General features: G+C 61.7%; 17 protein-coding genes. 12 read left to right on the forward strand and 5 right to left on the reverse strand.

Going from position 1 to position 20,383, the window contains the following annotated elements; translation table 11 throughout:
• Window position 1: 1 nt before the first annotated feature.
• The 3 genes from FFI94_RS14870 to FFI94_RS14880 all read right to left on the reverse strand — a co-directional run bounded on the left by FFI94_RS14870 (window position 2) and on the right by FFI94_RS14880 (window position 2,463).
• A complete protein-coding gene (locus FFI94_RS14870) occupies window positions 2-823 on the reverse strand; it encodes a Ku protein (RefSeq protein WP_138868540.1) in 822 nt (273 codons plus the stop codon).
• 82 nt (window positions 824-905) lie between these two features.
• The gene (locus FFI94_RS14875) at window positions 906-1,253 is read right to left on the reverse strand and encodes a DoxX family protein (RefSeq protein WP_138868541.1); all 348 of its coding nucleotides are present in this window, start codon (window positions 1,251-1,253) and stop codon (window positions 906-908) included.
• A 70-nt stretch (window positions 1,254-1,323) separates the two neighbouring features.
• Window positions 1,324-2,463: a lycopene cyclase family protein gene (locus tag FFI94_RS14880; RefSeq protein ID WP_138868542.1), complete on the reverse strand. Its 1,140-nt coding sequence runs from the start codon at window positions 2,461-2,463 to the stop codon at window positions 1,324-1,326.
• A gap of 158 nt (window positions 2,464-2,621) precedes the next feature.
• Between FFI94_RS14880 and FFI94_RS14885 the strand changes: the two genes are divergently transcribed.
• Window positions 2,622-4,253, forward strand: coding sequence for an ABC-F family ATP-binding cassette domain-containing protein (locus FFI94_RS14885; protein WP_138868543.1), 1,632 nt, complete (start codon window positions 2,622-2,624; stop codon window positions 4,251-4,253).
• Window positions 4,254-4,383: 130 nt separating this feature from the next.
• A complete protein-coding gene (locus FFI94_RS14890) occupies window positions 4,384-5,466 on the forward strand; it encodes a hypothetical protein (RefSeq protein ID WP_138868544.1) in 1,083 nt (360 codons plus the stop codon).
• 139 nt (window positions 5,467-5,605) lie between these two features.
• On the opposite strand, the gene FFI94_RS14895 is transcribed toward FFI94_RS14890, so the two are convergent.
• A complete protein-coding gene (locus FFI94_RS14895) occupies window positions 5,606-6,172 on the reverse strand; it encodes a TetR/AcrR family transcriptional regulator (RefSeq protein ID WP_138873196.1) in 567 nt (188 codons plus the stop codon).
• A 139-nt stretch (window positions 6,173-6,311) separates the two neighbouring features.
• The gene (gene acnA, locus FFI94_RS14900; protein ID WP_138868545.1) at window positions 6,312-9,113 is read right to left on the reverse strand and encodes an aconitate hydratase AcnA; all 2,802 of its coding nucleotides are present in this window, start codon (window positions 9,111-9,113) and stop codon (window positions 6,312-6,314) included.
• A gap of 443 nt (window positions 9,114-9,556) precedes the next feature.
• Between acnA and FFI94_RS14905 the strand changes: the two genes are divergently transcribed.
• From FFI94_RS14905 to FFI94_RS14950, 10 genes are all read left to right on the forward strand, one after another.
• Window positions 9,557-10,138, forward strand: coding sequence for a DUF6676 family protein (locus FFI94_RS14905; protein WP_260684131.1), 582 nt, complete (start codon window positions 9,557-9,559; stop codon window positions 10,136-10,138).
• Window positions 10,139-10,544: 406 nt separating this feature from the next.
• On the forward strand, window positions 10,545-12,116 hold the full coding sequence (locus FFI94_RS14910) for an NlpC/P60 family protein (protein ID WP_138868546.1): 1,572 nt from the start codon (window positions 10,545-10,547) through the stop codon (window positions 12,114-12,116).
• A 173-nt stretch (window positions 12,117-12,289) separates the two neighbouring features.
• On the forward strand, window positions 12,290-13,462 hold the full coding sequence (locus tag FFI94_RS14915; protein ID WP_260684488.1) for a MoxR family ATPase: 1,173 nt from the start codon (window positions 12,290-12,292) through the stop codon (window positions 13,460-13,462).
• A complete protein-coding gene (locus FFI94_RS14920) occupies window positions 13,459-14,433 on the forward strand; it encodes a DUF58 domain-containing protein (protein WP_045067714.1) in 975 nt (324 codons plus the stop codon). The genes FFI94_RS14915 and FFI94_RS14920 overlap by 4 nt, the downstream gene beginning before the upstream one ends.
• Entirely contained in the window at window positions 14,430-15,410 is a 981-nt protein-coding gene (locus FFI94_RS14925; protein ID WP_138868548.1) for a VWA domain-containing protein, read from the forward strand. The genes FFI94_RS14920 and FFI94_RS14925 overlap by 4 nt, the downstream gene beginning before the upstream one ends.
• A 67-nt stretch (window positions 15,411-15,477) precedes the next feature.
• Window positions 15,478-16,227 (forward strand): 3-oxoacyl-ACP reductase FabG1, encoded by a 750-nt coding sequence (gene fabG1 / locus FFI94_RS14930; RefSeq protein WP_138868549.1) that lies wholly within the window; start codon window positions 15,478-15,480, stop codon window positions 16,225-16,227.
• A gap of 58 nt (window positions 16,228-16,285) precedes the next feature.
• Entirely contained in the window at window positions 16,286-17,083 is a 798-nt protein-coding gene (gene inhA / locus FFI94_RS14935) for an NADH-dependent enoyl-ACP reductase InhA (RefSeq protein ID WP_138868550.1), read from the forward strand.
• A 72-nt stretch (window positions 17,084-17,155) separates the two neighbouring features.
• Window positions 17,156-17,923 carry a hypothetical protein gene (locus tag FFI94_RS14940; RefSeq protein WP_138868551.1) on the forward strand — a complete coding sequence of 256 codons (768 nt, stop codon included), beginning with the start codon at window positions 17,156-17,158 and terminating at the stop codon, window positions 17,921-17,923.
• A 159-nt stretch (window positions 17,924-18,082) separates the two neighbouring features.
• Window positions 18,083-19,651: an LVIVD repeat-containing protein gene (locus tag FFI94_RS14945; protein ID WP_138868552.1), complete on the forward strand. Its 1,569-nt coding sequence runs from the start codon at window positions 18,083-18,085 to the stop codon at window positions 19,649-19,651.
• Window positions 19,652-19,698: 47 nt separating this feature from the next.
• Window positions 19,699-20,313 carry a DUF305 domain-containing protein gene (locus FFI94_RS14950; RefSeq protein ID WP_138873197.1) on the forward strand — a complete coding sequence of 205 codons (615 nt, stop codon included), beginning with the start codon at window positions 19,699-19,701 and terminating at the stop codon, window positions 20,311-20,313.
• Window positions 20,314-20,383: the final 70 nt, after the last annotated feature.

Here is a 20,383-nt window from a genome sequence, read left to right on the forward strand (position 1 = left end):
TTCAGGCGCGCTTGCGGGTCTTCGACGCGTTGGATTTAGCCTCGTCGACGCTTCGCTGCAGTGCTGCCACAAGATCGACGACGTCGGCGTCCTCGCCGCCCTGTTCCACCTCGGCTGCGGGGATGACCTTCTTGCCGCCGCTTTCGATCATGTTGTCGAGGAGCTCGCGCAGTTGCAGTTGGTAATCGTCGGTGAATTCGGTCGGATCGAAATCGCCCGCCATGCTGTCCACCAGCGTCTGGGCCATCTTGAGTTCCTTCGGCTTCGGCTTGTCCACACCGTCGAGGGAAGGGAACTCGGCAGCGCGGACCTCATCCGGCCACAGGAGCGTCTGAATCACCAGGACACCGTCTCGGGCGCGCAACGCCGCCAGACGCGTTTTCTGCCGGAGCGTGAAGTGGACGAGCGCGGTGCGGTCGCTTTCCGTCAGCACCGTGGAGAGTAGGACGTACGCCTTCGGTGACGCGGAATCCGGCTCGAGGAAGTAACTCTTCTCGAAGAGGATGGGGTCGATCTGATCGTTCGCCACAAATTCGAGCACCGGAATTTCATGCTTTTCCGCAGCGGGCAGTTTGGTGAAATCCTCGTCGGTCAGAACAACACGCGTACCGTCTTCTGCGTCGTATGCCTTGTCGATATCGGCAAATTGCACGGTGTTTCCGCATTCGGAGCACACGCGGTTGTACTTGATCCGGCCACCGTCCTTGGCATGGACCTGGTGAAACTTGATGTCGTGATCTTCTGTTGCGGAGTACACCTTGACCGGAACATTGACCAGACCGAACGCTATCGAGCCTTTCCAAATCGATCGCATGGTTCCCATGATGGTCGCTGCAACGCAATTGCGCGAGAGAAAACCATGGGCTCGATGTCGGATTGTTGTGTGCGATCACCGCACCGGCGGGTCACGACGAGGCGATACGCAACACCAATGCGGCAACGGCGAGGAGTGCGAGCATCGCGGGAGGCAGGATGTTCTGGTCGCCGGATCGCAGGTGAGCGGCTACGGCGCCGATGAAATACAGGATCAGTCCGACGGCAGCGGCAATTCCGATTGCAGGCACCACAAGCCCGACCAGCAAGCCGACGATGCCGACCAACTTGATCACGCCGAGCCCTGGAATCCATTCTTCGGGAACGCCCAAACCGGTCAGCGTGTCGACCAGTTTTTCTTCGCGGGTGATGTCGAGATAGGCAGATCCGGCGAGAGTGGCCGTCAGGATGACAGCGACGACGGCATAGAGGATGAACAAGGAAACTCCAATGATGTGGCGGGCGGCAGACAATTCTCAGGCGAGTGTCATTGAACGCTATCAATGACTGTCATTTCGATCTCGAGGCCGAAAATGGCGCTCCCATCAATGTTCGTCTGACCCGCCACGGTGAGGCGGCAAACAATGACGTCATGACTTTCGCAGTCGCGGTCGCATCGCGGCGCTCGGACAGATAGGCCCGTTGCTGTTCGACGGGGAGAGCAAAAAACGTCGCGAAGAATGTCTCGACATCACTGGCCTCGAGAGCGAGAAGCGCGCTCAGTCCTACTTGTCGTAGTGCCGCGACGCCTCGTGCCGAGCGCGGCCAGAGTGCGCGCTGAGGGTCGTCGCCGCGGGCAATCGCCAACGCAACAACATCCGCTTCGTTCAATGCCGTGGCGACGCTGTACCCGGTGCCGGGATGCATCAGTCCGCCGCGCGCGCCGAACCGGAAAGGATCTCCGCGTCGGCCAGGTGGTGACTCCACAGCGAATCGGACGCGTTCGACAGGCGAGTCTTCCGGAACGGTGACGCCCCGGTTGCGGAGCCGAATGTGCAGTCGGCGTTTCAACTCGCCGAGCGCCAGCGGTGGCCGACCCACAAGGCACGTCTCCTCGAGAAGCATCCGGTTGCTGTCGAGGGGAACGGCATAGAGGAACGACGGGCTTGCGTTTTCGGCCGTTCCGTTGTCGCGTCGCCAATCCATGAACCAGGCCGCATTGCCGTCGAGTGCGGGTTCCGCGGCGGCGTGATCGAGCACAACTCCGAAGGCGGTTTGCTGCGCCGTTCGCGGAGTGAGCGTCGTGCCGCGGGCATCGACGACCACCTCTGCGCGGACACGAGTTCCGTCGGCGCACTTGACCGTGTCGGCGGTCAGATGGTCGCCCTTTGTTGCTATGACCTGGGTAGATCCGGTCGACAGTATTGATTGCAGTATTGATGTATTCAATACGCAATAGGTGCGATCAAGGTTTGTCTGTCGTTCCGCCCACGCCGACGGGTGGTCGATGCTGCTGGAAATTGCGGCGTCAGGAAGCCATGTCGGAAGCTCATCGCGCCACGCCGCATACGTTGCCGTCCACACTCGTGCGGGGTGCGGATCGACCAGAATGACCGACAGATTGCGGGCGACGCATCGCGTCGCCAGCGCCCGCCCGGCCGGTCCGCCGCCCACGATGGCGACGTCTGCGGTGTGCGATCGGGTTGTCATCCCCCGAGGATTCCATCTGGATCGCAGATGTCCCACTGTTAGCGGATTCACACGCCGCTGGTCGGAGACGGCCTCAGCTCACGGTAAAATTGGAAGTTCTTGTGTCTGCCGTCAGACCACGATTGCCCGTAGTTGTCTTTAGTTCTGAGGAGTTCTGCTTGATTACCGCCACTGACCTCGAAGTTCGTGCCGGTGTCCGCACCCTTCTCACGGCGCCCGGTCCGTCCTTGCGAATTCAGCCCGGTGATCGCATCGGTTTGGTCGGTCGTAACGGTGCCGGCAAGACCACCACACTGCGTCTGCTCGCCGGCGAAGGTGAGCCGTACGCGGGCAAGGTAGTGCGTACCGGCGACCTCGGCTACCTGCCCCAGGACCCCAAAGAGGGCGACCTGAGCGTGCTCGCCAAGGATCGCGTCCTGTCCGCTCGTGGCCTCGACACGATGCTCCGCGACATGGAGAAGCAGCAGATTCTCATGGGCGAGGTCCTCGACCAGGAATCACAGGACAAAGCAGTCAAGAAGTACGGCCAGCTCGAAGATCGCTTCTCCGCCCTGGGCGGCTACGAAGCCGAGAGTGAAGCTGCGCGCATCACCAGCAGCCTCGGTCTCGAAGATCGCATCCTCGGACAGCCGCTCAGCACACTGTCCGGTGGTCAGCGTCGACGCGTCGAATTGGCCCGAATTCTCTTTGCCGCTTCCGATGGCAGCGGTGCGCGTTCGGACACGACCCTGCTCCTCGACGAGCCCACCAATCACCTCGACGCCGACTCCATCACGTGGCTGCGCGGATTCCTCCAGAATCACGAGGGTGGCCTCGTGGTCATCAGTCACGATGTTGACCTGCTCAACGACGTCGTCAACCGAGTCTGGTTCCTCGACGCCGTGCGCAGTGAAGCCGACATCTACAACATGAACTGGAAGAAGTACCTCGACGCCCGGGCCACGGACGAGCAGCGTCGACGCCGTGAGCGCGCCAACGCCGAGAAGAAGGCCGGTGCTCTGCGCATCCAGGCAGCCAAGATGGGCGCCAAGGCGACCAAGGCTGTTGCCGCTCAGAACATGGCGAAGCGCGCTGACAAGTTGATGGCCAACCTCGATGCCGAGCGTGTTTCCGACAAGGTAGCGAAGATCCGCTTCCCCGAGCCGGCAGCGTGTGGCAAGACGCCGCTCATGGGTAAGAACCTCACCAAGGTGTACGGCTCGCTCGAGATCTTCACCGGTGTCGACCTTGCGATCGACCGCGGATCTCGCGTTGTCATCCTCGGCCTCAACGGTGCCGGCAAGACGACCTTGCTGCGCATTCTTGCTAACGCCGAGAAAGCTGATGCGGGTGAGCTGATCGCGGGTCACGGACTGAAGATCGGTTACTTCGCGCAGGAGCACGACACCCTCGACGACAACGATTCGGTGTGGGAGAACATCCGCCACGCGGCTCCGGATACGGGGGAGCAGGAACTGCGTTCGCTCCTCGGTGCCTTCATGTTCACGGGCCCGCAGCTCGAGCAGCCGGCCGGCACGCTCTCCGGTGGTGAGAAGACACGTCTAGCACTGGCCGGCCTCGTGTCGTCCGCAGCAAACGTACTGCTGCTCGACGAGCCCACCAACAACCTCGACCCGATCTCCCGCGAGCAGGTCCTGGACGCGCTCCGCAGTTACACCGGCGCCGTTGTCCTGGTGACTCACGACCCGGGCGCGGCTGAGGCACTGAACCCCGAGCGTGTCATCCTTCTGCCCGATGGCAACGAGGATCACTGGTCGCAGGAATACCTCGAACTGATTCAGCTGGCCTGATCAGACCTAATGACAATGCCGGTCAACTCGACACGAGTTGGCCGGCATTGTCATTGAGGCCAGGCCCGAAGGCACACCGGTTCACATGACCTGTAATCCTGATGCCAGGTACTTGGGAGGGCGTCTGTCGATGGGAAATCGAGCGAACATCGTCGTTATCGACGATGAGGTCGAGCTGTATTACTCGCACTGGGCGGCCAACACGCTACGTTTCGATCTCGCCTGGGGTCCGGAGCACGGATTGAGATTTGCACGAAGCCAAAGCGCTTGCGACGCATCCGACCCGGAGTCGTGGTTGGACACGACCTGGTGTGAGGGAGTCGCGCTGATCGACGTCGGTAGGAAAGTTCTCGCGATTGGAGATTCCGAGGCGGGTCTCGAACGTCGACTCCTGCATCAGTTGCACCAACGAACGTGGAATGGCTGGAAAGTTGTCTGGGCACCCGACTCGTTGTGCTCGATCTACGACTACCTCGACATCGATCGCGGTCGCGCACACAGTTGGGAAGAATCAGGTGTTGCAGCGTCTGGCAGTGAACCGCTGTCCGAACGCCAACGCTATGCACGATTTTGGGATGAGGATCAGGGTAAACGTGGGGGCATACTGCTCTCGACCAGGAATGCAGGCAGTGTTCGGATGTGGACGACAAACGGGCATATCGAGGACGAGTTCCTGATTGGACCGGAAATCTTCGCCGGATACGAACCCGACCCGGTTGTGCCGGTGATCATCGACAATGAAGACCCTACGGGTGGGATTCATATCGACTTCGATGCGGCGACGATTTCCATGTGGAACTCCGGCATCACTGAAACGGACATTCACTATCTCGCGCCACAGATTTGGCCTGGGTTCACCCTCGTACGCTGGTACGACCGATTCGAAGCACACAACAAAGCGCTCGGATTCGAAATTGTGGCGCCTCTCGTGAATAAGCGCAGGATCCGTGAGACCTTCGCGAGAATCGCAGCACAAAACCTGCCGGAAAATTGGATCAACCCCGGCGAATCAATCGCTGGAATACTTGCACGACAAGGGACTCCTGTTGTGTTGACGTCCGCAGTCGCTGAACATCAGCCGGTGGCGCCCGACGGAGACAGTCGGCACGCCCTGAGTGCAGTTCTAGCGATACTCGACGACATTCTCGAAGCGTCAGACGTCATGCCTGGCCCAGTCCCGGTGATCGATCGAACAGGGCAATTGACTGTGTGAGTTCCGGTTTCCGACGCGATTATCGCGCCGACCTCAGTGGCGTTGGGCATCGAAGGAAGAGCCTGGACGAATGACATCGCGCCCTGTGCGCCGCACTGGAAGTCAGCATCACCAAATGTGCGCACAGGGGCGAAGCCCCTTAGTCCCGTCGACGCACAGATTCCTCGACCAGATCGAGGACAGCCGACAGGTTGTTGCCGGCATGGCCCGACGCTATTCGGGCGACCAGGCCGTCCATCACCAGATCGAGATAGCCGATCAGTACGTCGGTGGGAACGTCGTCGCGCAAACGTCCGGCTGATTTCTGGAAGGCCAGACGTGCACTGGTGGCCTCGGTGAGTTCAGCTGACCGCTGTGACCATTTGGCCCGGAAATCTGAATCGGTTCGCAGCCGCCGCGCAATTTCCAAGCGTGTGCCCAGCCAATCGAATTGGTCTGGCTGGGCGAGCATGTCGCGCATCACCTGCACAAGGCCCTCTTCGGCGACGACGTCAGCCATGCGGCTTGCGTCCTCGCTCGCCAATGCGAGGAAGAGTCCGTCCTTGTCCTTGAAGTGATGAAAGATTGCGCCTCGGGACAACCCGGTGACTTCTTCCAGTCTTCTGACTGTGGCGCCGTCGTAGCCGTATTCCGCAAAGCAGCGGCGGGCACCGTCAAGGATCTGACTGCGCCGTGCCGCGAGATGGTCTTCACTGACCTTGGGCACGTTCTTGTCCTCGTCTCGCGCATCTCGACGGTGCCGACTCTGTGTCGGAGTTGGCACCACCCGTGAACCGATACCAAACGCACACGGCGGACTCAGCAAGGTCGCTGAGTCCGCCGTGCGGAAAAGGCAGGCTGGCGAACTAGCCTCGGATCATGTTGCGGAGCACGTACTGCAGGATGCCACCGTTGCGGTAGTAATCCGCTTCACCGGGGGTATCGATGCGTACGACTGCGTCGAACACGACCTTCTCGCCGTTCTCGCGCGTTGCCGTGACCTTCATGGTCTTCGGGGTGACGCCCTCGTTCAGCTTCTCGACGCCTTCGATGTCGAAGGTCTCGGTGCCGTCGAGCTTGAGCGAACCTGCGGACTCGCCGACCGGGAACTGCAGCGGGACAACGCCCATGCCGATGAGGTTGGAGCGGTGAATACGCTCGAACGACTCGGTGATGACGGCCTTGACGCCGAGCAGGCTCGTGCCCTTGGCTGCCCAGTCACGCGAGGATCCGGAGCCGTACTCCTTGCCGCCCAGGACGACCAGCGGGATGCCGGCTGCCTGGTAGTTCTGCGACGCGTCGTAGATGAATGCCTGCGGTGCGCCTTCCTGCGTGAAGTCGCGGGTGTATCCACCCGAGACATCGTCGAGGAGCTGGTTGCGCAGACGGATGTTCGCGAACGTTCCGCGAATCATGACCTCGTGGTTACCGCGACGCGATCCGAGCGAGTTGTAATCCGCACGCTCGACGCCGTGAGAGTCGAGGTACTGCGCAGCGGGGGTGCCGACCTTGATCGGACCTGCCGGGCTGATGTGGTCGGTGGTGACCGAGTCGCCGAGCAGCGCGAGGACGCGGGCGCCCTTGATGTCCTTGACCGGAGCCGGATCCATCGTCATGCCGTCGAAGTAGGGTGGCTTCCGCACGTAGGTGGAGTTCTCGTCCCAGTCGAAGGTGTCACCCTTCGGGGTTTCGAGGTTCTGCCAGCGGCTGTCGCCCGCGAAGATGGTTGCGTAGGACTTGCGGAACATGTCCTGGTCGATCGAAGACTTGATCGTCTCTTCGATCTCCTGCGTGGAGGGCCAGATGTCCTTGAGGTAGACGGGGTTTCCGTCGGTGTCGTTACCGAGCGAATCGGTCTCGAAGTCGAAGTCCATGGTTCCGGCGAGGCCGTAGGCGATAACCAGCGGCGGGGAAGCCAAGTAGTTCATCTTGACGTCGGGGGAGATACGACCCTCGAAGTTACGGTTACCCGAGAGCACCGCGGTGACCGAGAGGTCGTTGTCGTTGATCGCCTTGGAGACTGCCTCGGGCAGCGGTCCGGTGTTACCGATGCACGTGGTGCAGCCGTAACCACCGAGGTAGTAGCCGAGCTTCTCGAGGTACGGCCACAGGCCGGCCTTCTCGTAGTAGTCGGTGACGACCTGCGAACCGGGAGCCATGTTGGTCTTGACCCACGGCTTGGTGGTAAGGCCCTTTTCGACGGCGTTGCGTGCGAGCAGTGCGGCACCGAGCATGACCGACGGGTTGGACGTGTTGGTGCACGACGTGATGCCGGCAACTACGACGGCGCCGTGGTCGAGAACGAACTCACCGGCGTCGGACTTGACGACGACGGGCTTGCTCGGACGGCCCTGTGCACCGTTGGCTGCCGAGAGAACGTCGACCGCTCCGTCATCGGCGAACGAGAGCACTGCGGGATCGGAAGCGGGGAAGGACTCTTCGACGGCCTCGTCGAGCTGGGTGTGCTCGGTGGGCTGGTTGTCTTCCACGTAGTTGTGGATGTCCTTGCGGAACGCAGGCTTGGAGTCCGACAACAGGATTCGGTCCTGCGGGCGCTTCGGGCCGGCGATCGAGGGAACAACAGTTCCCAGATCGAGCTCGATGTACTCGGAGAAGACGGGCTCCTGGTCGGGGTTGTGCCACAGACCCTGTTCCTTGGCGTACGACTCGACGAGAGCAAGCTGCTCGTCGCTGCGGCCGGTGAGGCGCAGGTAGTCGATCGTTTCGCTGTCGATCGGGAAGATCGCTGCGGTGGAACCGAATTCGGGGCTCATGTTGCCCAGGGTTGCGCGGTTCGCGAGGGGAACCTCGGCGACACCCTTGCCGTAGAACTCGACGAACTTGCCGACGACGCCGTGCTTGCGGAGCATCTCGGTGGCGGTGAGCACGACGTCGGTTGCGGTAACGCCTGGCTTGATCTCGCCGGAGAGCTTGAAGCCCACAACGCGGGGGATCAGCATGGAGACGGGCTGGCCGAGCATTGCTGCCTCGGCCTCGATGCCGCCGACGCCCCAGCCGAGCACGCCCAGGCCGTTGACCATCGTGGTGTGCGAGTCGGTGCCGACGCAGGTGTCGGGGTATGCCTGTCCGTTACGGGACATGACCGTCGGTGCCAGATACTCGATGTTGACCTGGTGGACGATGCCCATTCCCGGGGGGACGACCTTGAAGTCGTCGAATGCGCCCTGGCCCCAACGGAGGAACTGGTAACGCTCGCCGTTGCGCTCGTATTCGAGGTCGACGTTGCGCTCGAGGGCGTCGGCCTGGCCGAAGACGTCGAGGATGACCGAGTGGTCGATGACCATGTCGGCGGGGGAGAGCGGGTTGACCTTGTTGGGGTCGCCACCGAGGGTGGTGACAGCCTCACGCATGGTGGCGAGGTCGACGATGCAAGGAACGCCGGTGAAGTCCTGCATGATCACGCGGGCAGGCGTGAACTGGATTTCGATGCTCGGCTCAGCTGAGGGATCCCAGCTTGCAATTGCGCGGATGTGATCCGCGGTGATGTTGGCACCATCTTCGGTGCGGAGAAGGTTCTCGGCGAGGACCTTCAAGGAATACGGCAATTTCTCGGTGCCGGGGACGGCCGAGAGGCGGAAGATCTCGTAAGAGTTCTCACCGACCTCGAGGGTTCCCTTGGCTCCGAACGAATCAATACTGGTGCTCACGTCTGCTCCACTCGTCTATGAGGGTCGCCACCGACGGGGCTGTGTCGGCAGCTGAAGCGAGGTACATACAACTCGGCGTATCCAGTGACAGCTCACGCCAATCGCACAGTTCACGTGAGAACTGTCCGAACATCGGAGCTGAAGTGGACTCGGCCGAGGCGAGGTACCTCTCGGTCTGAAGTCTAACAGTACGCTTGTCCTGTGAGACTTCGGGGCAACTTGACCGAACCAATCTTCACGCAGTCTCAGGACCTGCGCAACGCAGGGTGGACTGGGTGAGCTGACCCACAACGGATTGCGCGCAGTGTCGAAGAGGCGCGGGCTTCGCACTCAACCTCAAGTAGGGTGCATTCAGGCCCGTCGCGGTCAGACCGCCGATAACGACCTCGGATTCATCCACACACTCGCGTGTGGACGAGCGCCGAACTGCACCCGGATGAGAGATGTCTGCTCCTACACATTTGGTCTTCACGCCCTTGCACACGAGCGGTCCTGTTCACGCCGCAGTCCCGTCGAACGTCGATCTCGACGACGTAGTGGCCGACGTGGCACAAAATGGTGTTTCCGCACCGGCAGCCGATATTCCTGCACTGGTGGACGTCGTCGCCGAGGCCCGTGAGCGGGGGATCGATTTGAGTGTGATCGTTCTCGACGCCAATCCGTCGCGCGATACCGATCTCCGGGACTTGGCGACGACGGTCGGCGAATCCGAGAGCGGCACGATCTTGGTGATGAGCCCGGATTGGATGGGCAGTTCCAGCGATTCGATCAGTCGAGTACAGCTCGAAACCGCGCAGGATCGTTCATTCGGCGACAGTTCTGCTGCGATCGCTGATCGCTTTTCTCATGAGATTGTCCAGCCGGGTCCGCCGTGGGCCTTGTATACGGTCCTTCTCGTGGCGATCGTGGCTGTTTTTGCTGCGATTACTTTTGTCGTCAAATGGCGTCGCAGCCCCGAACCCGTAGAAATTAACCAGGTGAACGAGCCTTCGGAACAAACCTTCGGACACGCCGGATCCGCTTGACGCTCGCGCACGTCCGAGAGCGTCGACAAGCAGGTACCCACCAGCATTTGTGGTGAGTACCTGCTTTTTCGTTCAGATACAGCCATCCACCTGGGTGAAATACCCGATGTGTTATTTGGGGCTAAAGTTTCCAAAGTTCTCTCAAGTGTCGTACGGTACAACTGGCACTTTTTGGGGAAGAAGTGTCGCAGAAAGATGGCTGTTGTTCGACGGACTGCGCACGACGCCACCCGAAACCGGGCGGCGGCGAGCGTTGCCCTCGAACGGCGGGTTAGCGACAAGCAGTAGCTACTTCGCTACATCTTGTTGGTGGCGCCACACGGCGTCATAGCTTCCTGCGCATTCCCTCCCCGCACGGATCGGCGACCCAGCGGGCCCGTGGCGTACACGCGAGGGAGAGTTATTTGTGAGCCAAGTAACACGAGGCGGATTCGGCCGTCGTAAACCTTCCCGAGCGTCGTCCCGCCTGGCACAACTGGTTATCGGTGCGGGCATCGTCACTGCCCTGGTTGTCGGAAACCCCGGTGTCGGAGCGTCCGTCCCGCCGCCCCCGCCCAATCCCAGTGACTCCGAAATTGCTTCCGCAGATTCGCAGGTTTCATCGAGCGTCAGCACGGTCAGCGCCCTGATCAACCAGGTTGCCGCGGCAAATGAGCAGTTGTCTGCACTCGACAACGAAGTTGCCATCAAACGCGAAGACGTCAACAAGACCCTCGTCGACCTGCAGAACGCTCGAGGCGCTGCCGATGCCGCAGCCCAAGCCGTCAGCATCACCAAACAAGCACTCCGGGACGCCGGCGCACAGATCGACGTAGCGCAGAGCGACTTCGACAAGTACGCCCGATCGAGTTACGTGCAGGGCACCAATACCGCGTCCATCTCGTCGTTCCTCGACGCTAAGGGCCCGGGTGACGTCCTCGATCGAGCGCAGGTCCTCAAACTTCTCTCGAACACCCAGCGCGCCGTGCTCGACGGTTTGCAGCGCGCACGAACCGAACAGGCGAACAAGGACTCCGCGACCCGGCAAGCCAAGCTGGACGCCGACGCGGCCGCCGAAATAGCAGCAAACCTTCAGGCTCTTGCCGAGCAGGCCATCGCGATCGCCCGCAATGCACTCGACCAGCAGGTAGCCAAGAAGGCGTCCATCGAATCGGAGCGCAATTCCGCGCAGGCTCAACTGGATGCAGCCCGCAATGCGGTTGCCGGTTTGCAAGGACAACGCCAGGCATACGCGACCTGGGACGAACAGCGAAAAGCCGAAGAAGCTCATCAGGCTGCACTCGAAGCCGCCGCCAAGGAAGCAGCTGAGCAAGCCGCAGCCCGGGCCGCCGCCGATCAGGCTGCCAAGGACCGTGCCGCTGCATTGGCTGCCGCTCAGCGTCCGCACACTGCCGTCGAAGATCCGACTCCGACAGTCATTCCCGGTGACGACGACGAGACGGACACCGATACGAGCACCGATTCGGACTCGGATACCGACACTCCGGTAGTTACTCCGAAACCCACAACCCCCAAGCCGGCAACACCCAAGCCGACGGTGCCGTCGGTGTCCGGAAGCGCCGCAATCGAATCCGTCATCGACCGCGGCATGTCGCAGATCGGTATCCAGTACGCCTGGGGCGGCGGCGACGAGAACGGGCCGACCCGCGGAATTCGGGACGGCGGAGTCGCGGACAGTTACGGAGACTTCAACAAGATCGGGTTCGACTGCTCAGGTCTGATGATTTACGCGTTTGCCGGAATCGGTATCTCGTTGCCGCACTACACGGGCTACCAGTACACCGCCGGAAAGCAGGTTCCGTCGTCCGAAATGAAGCGCGGCGACATGATCTTCTACGGGCCGAACGCAAGTCAGCACGTGGCGCTGTACCTCGGTGACGGGCAGATGCTCGAAGCACCGCAGTCCGGTTCCAGTGTGAAAGTTTCACCCGTGCGGTGGGGCGGGATGACCCCGTACGCCGTGCGGTTGGTGTCCTGATCTCGCGGGAAGGCTGAACCCGTTCATCCTTGGATGTCCGATTCGTTGCATGTGTTGACGTGGTGTTGCGGCATCACGAGCAACTACCTGGAATAGTTGGCGGGGAACACGTTACTGTCGGAACTTTTCTAGGTGAAAGCGATGGATTCTTGGTGACCTCACGTGAAGATTCGATCGGATCGGTCGACGTAGACAAGGCGAGTGGAAATTCCGACGGGGTTGCCCCGTCGCTCGCTACCGACGTCCAGACTCTGGAACGAGCGATTTACGAGGTCAAACGCGTCATTGTCGGCCAGGATCGTCTGGTCGAGCGGATACTCGTCGGACTACTGGCAAAGGGACACGTCCTCCTCGAAGGTGTTCCCGGCGTCGCAAAGACACTGGCCGTCGAGACCTTCGCAAAGGTGGTCGGCGGATCGTTCTCCCGTGTGCAGTTCACCCCGGACCTCGTACCCACCGACTTGATCGGTACGCGCATCTACCGACAGGGACGCGAAGAGTTCGATACCGAACTCGGCCCGGTGGTCGCAAACTTCGTACTCGCCGACGAGATCAACCGCGCACCGGCAAAAGTGCAGTCGGCCTTGCTCGAAGTCATGGCCGAGCGTCACGTCTCCATCGGTGGCAAGCGTTACCACATGCCGGACCCGTTCCTGGTCATGGCGACGCAGAACCCCATCGAGAACGAGGGTGTGTATCCACTCCCGGAAGCACAGCGTGACCGCTTCCTGTTCAAGATCCTGGTCGATTACCCGACTGTCGAAGAAGAACGCGAAATCGTATACCGGATGGGCGTCGCCGCGCCCGAACCGCACCAGATCCTCGGCCCCGAAGAGTTGGTACGACTCCAACGGGTTGCAAGCAACGTCTTCGTCCACCATGCCCTGGTCGACTACGTCGTTCGGATTATCGCAGCCACCCGCACGCCGAGGGAATTCGGCCTCGACGACGTTGCCGGCTGGATCGCCTACGGTGCGTCACCGCGCGCAACACTCGGCATCATTGCAGCCTCCCGGGCGCTCGCCTTCGTGCGTGGCCGCGATTACGTTGTCCCGCAGGACGTCGTCGAGGTCATCCCGGACGTGCTGCGCCACCGCCTCGTGTTGTCGTACGACGCTCTTGCCGACGAGGTAACTCCGGACGCCGTCATCGCGCGAGTGCTGCAGACGGTCGGTCTTCCTCAGATCGCCGCACGCCCGGTTCCCACCGTTGCGGGACCGCAACCGGTACCGGGACAACCGGTAGGTCAGCCGATGCAGCAACCCCAGCAGAGCGCACCGCAGTTCAACCCGTCGGGAAACGGTGCGCAGTTCATGAGCCCTGATCCGATGAGTCGCCCGCAGTGACGGAAAGTCACCTTCCCGGTCATGCCGGTGCACCGCCGTCGTTCGAGTCCGGTGAACTTCGTGACCCACGGCTGACCGCCGCATTGCGGACACTCGAGTTGACGGTGCGCCGCCGGCTCGACGGGGTGTTGCACGGTGATCATCTCGGACTCATCCCCGGTCCCGGTTCCGAGCCCGGCGAGGCTCGGGAGTATCAGCCGGGTGACGATGTGCGACAGATGGATTGGTCTGTCACCGCGCGTACGACGCACCCGCATGTGCGTCAGTCGGTGGCGGATCGGGAACTCGAGACATGGTTGGTGATCGACCTGTCCGCGAGCCTCGATTTCGGGACTGCAGGTTGTGAGAAGCGCGATTTGGTTGTTGCCGCCGCTGCGGCGGTGACGCACCTGACCAGTTCGGGCGGCAACCGCGTCGGCGCCATCATTTCCACAGGCGCGCAGATGACACGAATTCCGGCCAGGGGTGGCCGCGTCCATGCTCAGGCGATGCTTCGCAAGATCGCGACCACTCCGCACGCTCCGGACGGAGTGCGCGGAGATCTGGTGGGCGCAATCGAGGCGCTACGACGCCCACAGCGTCGTCGTGGGTTGGCCGTCGTGATCAGTGACTTCCTGGGCCCGACGGACTGGGAACGTCCGTTGCGTGCCATTGCCGGTCGACATGACGTGCTGGGGATCGAAGTGGTGGATCCTCGTGACCTCGAACTGCCCGATGTCGGTGACGTCGTATTGCATGACCCGGAATCCGGTCGGACACGGGAATTCTCGACCACTCCGCAGTTGCGCGCGGATTTTGCCCGCGCTGCCGCGGAACATCGCGTCGAGGTTCAGCAGGCACTCCGCCGGTGTGGGGCGCCGCTCATGTCATTGCATACCGATCGTGACTGGATCGCCGACGTGGTTCGATTCATCTCGGCACGCCGTCACAGCTTTGGTGTCGGCGCCGGAACTGGGGGCGTTCGTTCGTGAGTCTTTCTCAATTCACTTCGCCGTGGTGGCTGCTGTTCCTCGCCGTTATCGCCGCGTTGGTGGGCGGGTACATCTATGTGCAGAAGCAACGTCAGAGGCACACGCTGCGGTTCACCAACTTCGATCTCCTCGAGAAGGTGGCCCCGTCCCGTCCGGGCCGGTGGCGTCACGTTTCCGCCATTTTGATGGTGATCTCGTTGGTGTTCTTCACCGTCGCGCTGGCCGGTCCCACTGCGGACAAGAAGGTTCCGCGCAACCGGGCCACCGTCATCCTGGTGATCGACGTATCGCTGTCCATGCAGGCTACGGATGTGGAACCGACACGTCTCGCCGCCGCTCAGGAGGCGGCTAAATCGTTTGCCGACGGATTGACACCCGGCATCAACCTCGGGTTGGTCGCCTTCGCCGGAACCGCGTCGGTGTTGGTCTCTCCCACGACAAATCGCGACGCGACCAAGGTTGCCATCGACAATCTCAAGCTCAGCGAGCGGACTGCGACCGGCGAAGCGATCTTCACGTCACTGCAGTCGATCGACACGTTGTCAGCTGTTCTCGGCGGCAGCGATCAGGCTCCACCGGCGCGGATCGTGTTGCTCTCCGACGGCAAGCAGACGGTCCCCGATAATTCGGATGACCCGCGCGGCGGGTTCACTGCAGCACGTCAGGCCAAGGACAAAGGTGTCCCGATCTCGACGATCTCGTTCGGCACGACATACGGCCGCGTCGAAATCGAGGGTGATCGCATTCCCGTTCCTGTCGACGACGCGTCCTTGAAGGAAATCGCGAATCTGTCCGGGGGGAGTTTCTTCACCGCGTCCAGCCTCGAAGAGTTGCGTGCGGTCTACGACACGCTCGAAGAGCAGATCGGATTCGAGACCACTCGCGGCGATGCAAGCAAACCGTGGTTGATTCTCGGAGTTCTGTTTGCCACCGCAGGTTTGACCGTTGCCTTGGTTACCCGCCAACGACTGCCATGACCCCGCACCGTTTCCGCTCGTCCGAATACTGCCGGACCCCGGCCCTCGAATTGATAGGTTGATCGCCATGTCTACCCCTTCCACCCCAGTGGTGTCAGAACGGACCGTCACCACTCCGCGCTCGGTTCTGGTCACCGGCGGCAACCGCGGAATCGGCCTGGCCGTCGCGCAGCGCTTGGCCGCTGACGGACACAAGGTCGCGGTCACCCACCGTGGCAGCGGTGCACCTGAAGGCCTCTTCGGTGTTGTCTGCGACGTCACCGATTCCGAGTCGATCGACCGCGCGTTCAAAGAGGTCGAAGCGCACCAGGGTCCCGTCGAGGTCATCGTGGCCAACGCCGGCGTCACCGACGACACGCTGATCATGCGCATGTCGGAAGATCAGTTCACCAGCGTCATCGACGCCAACCTGACGGGCACGTTCCGGGTTGCAAAGCGGGCGACGCGTTCGATGCTGCGGGCGCGTTTCGGGCGCTTCATCTTCCTGGGGTCCGTCGTCGGTCTCGGCGGTGGCCCTGGCCAGGTCAACTACGCGGCGTCCAAGGCAGGCATCGTCGGTATCGCTCGATCCCTGACCCGGGAACTGGGCTCTCGCTCGATCACGGCCAACGTGGTCGCTCCCGGCTTCATCGAAACCGACATGACCGCCGCACTCGGCGACGACGTGAAAGACAAGGCCACCGAACACATTCCGCTTCAGCGCACCGGCAAGCCGGAAGATGTTGCGGCAGTAGTGAGCTTCCTTGCCTCCGACGATTCGGCGTACGTGTCCGGTGCCGTCATTCCGGTTGACGGTGGACTGGGCATGGGGCACTAGTTTCCCGCTTGAAACACATTCCTTTCACTTCGTACGTCTCACTTCAGGAGGACACCTCATGGGCGGTTTGCTCGAGGGTAAGACCATTCTCGTTACCGGCATCATCACCGATTCGTCCATCGCATTCCATGTTGCGAAGGTTGCGCAGGAGCAGGGCGCGAAGGTGCTGATCACGGGTTTTGATCGTCTGCGCCTGATCGACCGAATTGCTCAGCGTCTACCGCAGCCGGTGCCGCCGGCCATCTCACTCGACGTCCAGAACGCGGAAGATCTTGCCACTTTGGCCGATCGTGTCCGCGAGTTGGCTCCCGAGGGCATCGACGGTGTTGTGCACTCCATCGGCTTTGCGCCGCGCTCCTGCCTGGGCAGCCCGTTCATGGACGCGCCGTGGAGCGACGTTGCCGTTGCACTCGAGGTGTCCGCCTACTCGTACAGTGCCCTCGCCAAGGCACTGCTGCCGGTACTGAACGACAAGGCGTCCATCGTCGGCATGGACTTCGATCCGTCACGCGCAATGCCGTTCTACAACTGGATGGGTGTCTCCAAGGCCACCCTCGAAGCCGTGAACCGGTACGTCGCCAAAGAGGTCGGCGTCCGTGGCATCCGCTCCAATCTTGTTGCGTCTGGCCCGATCAAGACGCTTGCGGCCAAGGCTATCGCCGGCGACAGCACCGGCCCGGGTGCCGAGTTGGACAAGCTCAACACCGGCTGGGACAGCGCAGCGCCCATCGGCTGGGACGTCGAAGATCGTGAAACCGTTGCGAAGACGGTCTGCACCGTTCTCTCGGATTGGCTGCCCGGCACAACGGCGTCGATCATCTACGTCGACGGCGGATTCCACGCAATGGTGGGTTAGCACGGTGTTTCGGGTTCGCCTTCGTCTTCGCGGCGAGCTACGTGCAGGTGAAGGCGAACCCGGAGGGCATCAATGATGAAACCCGTCGACGACGTGTCGGTAGGAAACTGGATCAGGCCCAGGTTGTCCGCGGTGTGGGGGTCACTGACAGCTGTTGTACCTTCGGGTTTCGATGCGTACGTGCGTGTTCTCCATCCCGTCGATGTCGACGGCGATCATGTGGTCCGTTGGCGTGATGTTGCGGCCGTAACCGGGCGACGGGTTCATCCGCTGGTGCAGTGGTGGCGTTTGATCGACTCACCTCATTCGATCAATCCGCGCAGCGAATTGTGGGACGGCGGCGAGCCCGATATCGGTTCGCTCGATCCGCCGGACAATCAGCGCCTCGTCGATCTTCTTGCGGGCCACACGAATTCGCCGAACGATGCCTACTTCGCGGTGTGGGAGGGCAACGGTTTCTTTCATCCCGGAGCTACGGCGATCTATGCCGCCGGGCGGTCACAGTCCCGCCCCGCACCCGTTGTGTCGCTGGCCCGGGAACTGATCGCCGGGCCCCGGTTGCGGCACCCTGGACGAGACTACGTTCTGCTGTCGGGTCCGCTCCGTGACGCGTCCACAATTCCCGACCTGCTCGGTGCGAAGCCGTGGACGCCGTCCGCCAATCTCGTCTGGCCGCAGGACCAATCGTGGTGCATTGCCACTGAGGTCGATTTCGATTCGACTCTGGTGGGGTGCAGCCGCGCCGCGGCACACGAGATCCTGGAATGCCCTGACCTCGAATCGTTCCCGGCCAGCCCGAACGATTCGTTGCAATACGACGCTGATGTCGTGAATACCTGAGACCTCCGGCAGGTCGGGGAGAGCCTCGTTCACGCTTGACGAGAGTGACGTGCATCACGCACACTTTTCCACGGAACCGGACATTCGGTCAGGACGTCGGTAGGTGGGATGGATACGGTCTGGTATCGCCGACGCCGGATACGCAGGGGGTTGGGCACGATGGAACCACTGAGCGCTCGTCGAACGGTCAGGTCGGCGATAGTTGCCGCCTCGGTTGTGTTGTTACTGCCGGTGGTCGGCGCCGCCGCAGCGCCGGAGTCCATCCCCGGTACGGTCTACGAGTCCCACGATGTCGGCAGCGAAGCGGTAGCGCGGGCTGCGTGTAATGCGGATTCTCGACCGGAAACCGGGCTGCAAGGCGATGTTCCAGCCGAAGATCGAAACAGTGGACGCAGCCGAACGGGCTACAGCTGCAACATCTCTCGGTTAGGCGGCTACGAGGGCCGAGGCGGCGGAATCACCTCCACGAGTTTCGAGCACTGCGCGTACGTCGGCAGCTTCTTCCCGGGAAATCTTCTGGGACCGGCGCAAGGTGTGCAGGTTGTCGATGCCTCCGATCCGGCACATCCGAAACTCACTGCAACGCTGACCGAACCGGCCATGCTCGCAGGAACATGGGAGAGCCTCAAGGTCAACACGCAGCGAAAACTCTTGGTGGGAACGGGAGTTCCGCTGCTGACCGGTGTGGGCCTGATGTCGGTGTACGACATCTCCGATTGTGCGCATCCGAAACTGCTCAATCCGGGGCCGGGCACGGATCTGGGGATGCTGCTGCCCATCACATCTCATGAGGGTGGGTTCTCCCCGGACGGCAATACCTACTGGTCCTCCGGTACTGCGCCCGGCATTGTCAGCGCCGTCGACCTGACGGATCCCACGACTCCGAAGGTTGTGTGGCAAGACCTGGTCGGGCTGTCGACCCATGGGATCGGAGTCAGCGACGACGGAAATCAGCTGTACCTGTCGAACAATCTGGGCGGCATTCACGTACTCGACGTCAGTGCGGTGCAGCGACGAGACCCCAATCCCCACGTGCGTCAACTCTCGCAGCTGTCGTGGACCGACGGGTGGGCGACGCAGCACAGTATTCCGGTGAACTACGACGGTGCACCGTATCTGTTCACCGTCGACGAGGGCGGTTCGGGCGGAGTCAAACTCATCGATGTCTCCGACCCTGTCCGGCCGGCGATCGCCAATTCGATCAAGCTCGAGATCAACCTTCCCGAAAATCAAGATTCTTCCCTGGCCTCGGCGTCCGTCGGTTCGGCATTTGCCTACGAATCGCACTACTGCGCAGCGGATCGCCCGAACAATCCCACAGCGCTCGCGTGTGGGTGGATTTCGTCCGGGATCAGGGTCTTCGATGTTCGAGACCCGTTCGACGTCCGGGAAATCGCCTACTACAACCCGCCGGCGAAGACCGGAGACAATCTTGCTTTGACAAACTCACCGCACGCGTTGGCATCGATTCTGGGTGTTCCCATCCTCAGTGCACCGGCGATCGGTCAGTCGATCCTCAGCGGGCAATTCGACCCGAACCAAGCACTCGGCCCGCGAACCGGGATGATCGGGCTCGGCGACATATCCACGGACTGGTGCTTCTCGGCACCGGAGTGGCGTGGCAACAATCTCTGGGTTACGTGTGCCGACAACGGATTCATGGCGTTGCAGCTCGATGCCGACGTCTACTCGCCGCCTGCTGATCAGCACTCGACCGTCGGGTCGTAACGGTGACGCGAGTGGTGCGTATCGCGGCGTTCGGTTCCCTTGCCGTGATGCTGGTTGTGTTCGGTGCGGCGCTGCGTCCGCTGATGATCACGGAGCAGTCAACGCCCGCAGAGATTTTGAGCAACAACGAAATCGGGTTTGTTCACGACATGGTTGCGCACCATCAGCAAGCGTTGTTCATCGCCCAACGACTGAATGTCAATGTCGATCCGGCAGTCGGTAGGCTCGCGCAACAGATCGAGGACACTCAACGGACCGAGATCGGGATGATGCTCGGCTGGCTGAGACTCGCTAATGTGACCCCGGGCAGTCGCACCCCCATGGAATGGATGCAGACGGCGTCGGACGCTACCGACCTTGCTGCGCACCACGGCGCCATGACGTCAGCCGCAACACTCAGCGAGTTACCGATGCCGGGGATGGCGACCATGGCCGAACTCGACGCGCTCACTGCCGCTACGGGGTTCGACGCCGAAGTACTGTTCCTGCAACTGATGGAGCGCCATCACCGCGGCGGAATCATCATGGCCCAGGCGGCCAACGAACTTCTCGCCGATGGCCCGGTCAAACAAACGGCCCGCGACATGATCACCACCCAGGGGCAGGAATGCGGCTTGATGAGTCTCATGCTCGCGCAGCGTGGCGCCCAACCGCTCCAGTAATCGACCCTTGAATCCAACAATGAACAGTGTTCATTGTTCTGGTACGTTCAGCCCTAGGAGCAGGCGTCAC

Origin of the sequence: Rhodococcus sp. KBS0724, from assembly GCF_005938745.2 — a bacterium.
Taxonomy (GTDB): Bacteria; Actinomycetota; Actinomycetes; order Mycobacteriales; family Mycobacteriaceae; genus Rhodococcus_F.